Origin of the sequence: Dolichospermum sp. LEGE 00246, from assembly GCF_015207865.1 — a bacterium.
In the GTDB taxonomy this organism is placed as follows: domain Bacteria; phylum Cyanobacteriota; class Cyanobacteriia; order Cyanobacteriales; family Nostocaceae; genus Dolichospermum; species Dolichospermum heterosporum.
In genome coordinates this window covers 1-3687 of record NZ_JADEWA010000518.1, presented here as the reverse complement: position 1 = coordinate 3687, position 3687 = coordinate 1, and the positions used below count along the sequence as shown (strand labels likewise).

2 protein-coding genes and 1 pseudogene are annotated in these 3687 nt (G+C 41.1%); all 3 read right to left on the bottom strand.

What is annotated here, in order from left to right; genetic code table 11:
* Positions 1 to 223: pseudogene (locus IQ228_RS23245) on the bottom strand (hypothetical protein); the annotation flags it as partial.
* Positions 224 to 264: 41 nt separating this feature from the next.
* Positions 265 to 3270, bottom strand: coding sequence for a valine--tRNA ligase (locus IQ228_RS23240; protein ID WP_193964584.1), 3006 nt, complete (start codon positions 3268 to 3270; stop codon positions 265 to 267).
* Positions 3271 to 3305: 35 nt separating this feature from the next.
* Positions 3306 to 3687, bottom strand: a 382-nt coding sequence (locus IQ228_RS23235; protein WP_193964581.1) for a zinc ribbon domain-containing protein, incomplete at its 5' end; no start/stop codon positions are given.

The following is a 3687-nucleotide window of genomic DNA, read 5'->3' as shown; positions in this document are numbered from 1 at the left end:
GTTCAACTAATACTAATAATTTATTAATTTTAGTGTTTCCCTTTCCTAAGAGAATTAACATTTCTTCGGAAATTGTCAGCCAAAAGTTTTTTGATTCTTGACGTGCTAATAAACGTAATTGATACTGATCTAAAAAATCATTTTTATGTATTTGGGCAAGATATAACATAATTGCTAAGGAATAGGTAATGGGTAATGGGTAATAGCGAATTTTTCCAATCACCAATTACCCATTATACTTATACTAAACTCAGGAAGCGATATCTAGGATAATGTTTCCAGCCGTATACGTAAAATTTCTGCTTGTTTTTGTGCTTCGGCTAAAGTCTCTCTTGCAGTCTTTACTACATCTGCGGGGGCTTTATCCACAAACTTAGAATTGCTTAATCTTGCACTTAAAGATTGGGATTCTGCTTCGGCTTTTTGTAAGCTTTTCTCCAGTTTTGCACGCACAACTTCAATATCTACAACTCCTTTTAAGGGAATAACTACCTGTACAGTCCCGACAACACCAGCAATGGAATTTTCTTTTTCCGGGGGTGCAGTTGGTGTTTCACTGGGTGGAAAGTATTTTGCAAATAACTCTTCTCTTGCTTGGGCATTGAGTAAATAGCGGAAAGCAAACCAAACTACACAACCCAAACCAACTATTTCAAAGCCAGTTCCAAATATGGGAATATCTAAGGCAGTATTTCCCACAAATATAGCTACTTTTAAGCTGATAATGGCGACAATTGTTAAACCGATGATATTGATTCCACCCCAATATTTATTATTTTCGACTGTGACAATCTCTTGGGGAACAACAACAGGATTAGTATCAACAATTGTTAAATTTTCTACTTTGGCTAAATCTTGAATATAAGCCTGTCCAGCAGTGAGAATAAATCTTTCACTTGCGCTTTCAGTTTGTAAATTGGCGGTAATTTTTACCCCTGGTTTAATATCTGCTTCTGCCCGTAAATTACGAATTGTGCGAATTGTGCCAATTAATAAATCAAACTGTGTCTCTAAAGCTGAATCAATGAAATTTTCATCGGCTTCAGGATATGCTTGTAAAGGTAAAAGTTGGGGATTTTCGGCAGGTTGTTGGGTGAGAGTTTGCCAAATTTCTTCAGTAATATGAGGCATAAAGGGATGGAGTAATTTTAAAATCCCTTCGAGAATGTAAGCAATGATTTGTTGGGCTACTTTGCGAGATGCGGGTTCTGCATCTTTCTGTAATCTAGATTTAACTAATTCAATATACCAATCACAGAAATCACCCCAAATAAATTCATAAAGTCCCTTTGCTGCTTCACCTAAGCCATAATTATCAATGTCATGGTTAGTTTGTTTAACAACTTGGTTGAACCGGGAAACAATCCACTTATCACTTAATTCTGTGGGAATTGGTTGACCTAATTGGGCTGGGGTTTGTCCATCCAAATTCATCATGACAAATCGGGCAGCATTCCACAACTTATTGGCAAAATTGCGAGAAGCTTCGACAGAGATAGATTCATCTTTTTTGCGGTCATATTCTAAACGAATATCTTGACCTGCGCCCGCAACTTCCTTAATTAAGGTATAGCGTAAAGCATCAGTTCCATATTTGGCAATCAACAATAAAGGATCAATACCATTATTTGCTGATTTGGACATTTTCTTATTATTTTCATCCCTGACCAAACCATGAATGTACACAGTTTTAAACGGCATTTTTCCGGTAAAATGTGTTCCCATCATCGTCATTCTAGCTACCCAGAAAAAGATAATATCAAAACCAGTAACTAGGGTTGCTGTGGGGTAATATGCCGCTAAATCTGCTGTTTCTTCTGGCCAACCTAAAGTAGAAAATGGCCACAGTCCTGAAGAAAACCAAGTGTCTAAAACATCGGGGTCTTGAACTAATTTCACATCTTCCCCAAATTGGACTTTGGCTTTTTGTAGCGCTTCTGCTTCATTGCGGGCGACAAAATAAGGGGTGGAGTCGGTAATTTCTCCTTCAGTTTCGCTGACAGCATACCAGGCGGGGATTTGATGACCCCACCACAATTGGCGAGAAATACACCAATCACGCAGATTTACTAACCAATCACGATAAACTTTAGACCAGCGTTGGGGGACAATTTCGGGGGAATCTTGGGTATCAAGGAAATCTAAAGTTTTATCAGCCAGGGGGCGGATTTTGACAAACCATTGGGTAGAAAGCAGAGGTTCAACAGGGACTTTGCCGCGATCGCTATAGGGTACTGTATGTTTATATTCCTCAACTTTGACTAAAACACCTTCAGCATCTAAACGGGCTACCAAATTTTTCCGCGCCACAAAGCGGTCTTGACCTTGAAAATCACCGGCATTTTCATTGAGTGTGCCGTCCTTATTCATAATATTAATGAAGGGCAAATCATGGCGTTTACCCATTTCAAAATCATTGGGGTCATGGGCTGGAGTCACCTTCACGCAACCTGTTCCAAAGGTCGCGTCCACCAATTCATCACCAATAATCGGGATTTCCCGGTTCATAATTGGTAAAGTTACGGTTTTCCCAATCAGGTGTTTATATCTGTCGTCATGGGGATTAACCGCCACACCTGTATCACCTAACATAGTTTCGGGGCGAGTTGTCGCCACTTCCAGAAAGCCAGAACCGTCGCTGAGAGGATAACGGAAATACCACAGATTCCCATTTACCTCCTTGGGTTCTACTTCCAAATCAGACACCGCTGAACCAGAAGCGGGACACCAATTGACTAAATAGTTACTACGATGAATTAATCCCTCTTCATGAAGGCGAATAAATGCTTCTAAAACAGCTTTTGATAAACCTTCATCTAAAGTAAAGCGTTCCCTCGTCCAGTCTACGGACACCCCTAACCGTTTTAACTGATTAATAATTGTCCCACCAGATTCCGCCTTCCATTGCCAAGCCCGTTCTAGGAACTTTTCTCGCCCTAAATCATGGCGAGTTTTGCCCTCGGCTTTGAGTTGCTTTTCTAAAATCGTTTGTACAGCAATGCTGGCGTGGTCAGTTCCCGGTAGCCATAGGGTATTCCGTCCCTTCATGCGGTGGTAACGTACCAGGGTGTCAATGATAGCCCCTTCAAAGGCGTGACCCATGTGCAAACTGCCAGTCACGTTAGGTGGAGGGATAACGATGCAGTAGGGTTCGCCTTTGTGGTTGGGGTCAGCTTTGTAAACTTGGTTGTCTTCCCAGAATTTTTGCCATTTGGCTTCTGTGGAAAAGGCTTCGTAAAGACTGGGGAGATTAGGAATAGTTACGGTCATGCTGGGAATACTAGGTTTGTAAGGATTCTAGTGAACTACCCACACTGACCTGACGGTACAGTGTCGGCTTCCTGTCCAACAGAAAGCACAGTAGTAGACTTCTTGCGTCCTCTATTACTGCGACTTATTTCTGGGCGACAGGCTTCTTGATCAAGTTGTTCATGGGGGAAACCCCCAAGACCACACTTCATCGTTTTATCCCCCGTTCCAGAGGTCAAAATTCGTAGTCCCTCATCTCTGAGGTTTATTGCTGCATTAATATCTCTATCATGTCTAGTCTGGCACTTTTTACAAGTCCAGAATCTTATATCAAGTGGCAAACTACCCACTTGATTAAGGCATACATGACAAGTTTTCGACGAAGGAAAGAATCTATCAACTTCTTGATAAATCTTCCCTTCGTTTTCTGCTTTGTAT

Bases quoted from the DNA above. Each gene is read 5' to 3' on its own strand.
- IQ228_RS23240 (WP_193964584.1), bottom strand. From the start codon at position 3,270: ATGACCGTAACTATTCCTAATCTCCCCAGTCTTTACGAAGCCTTTTCC.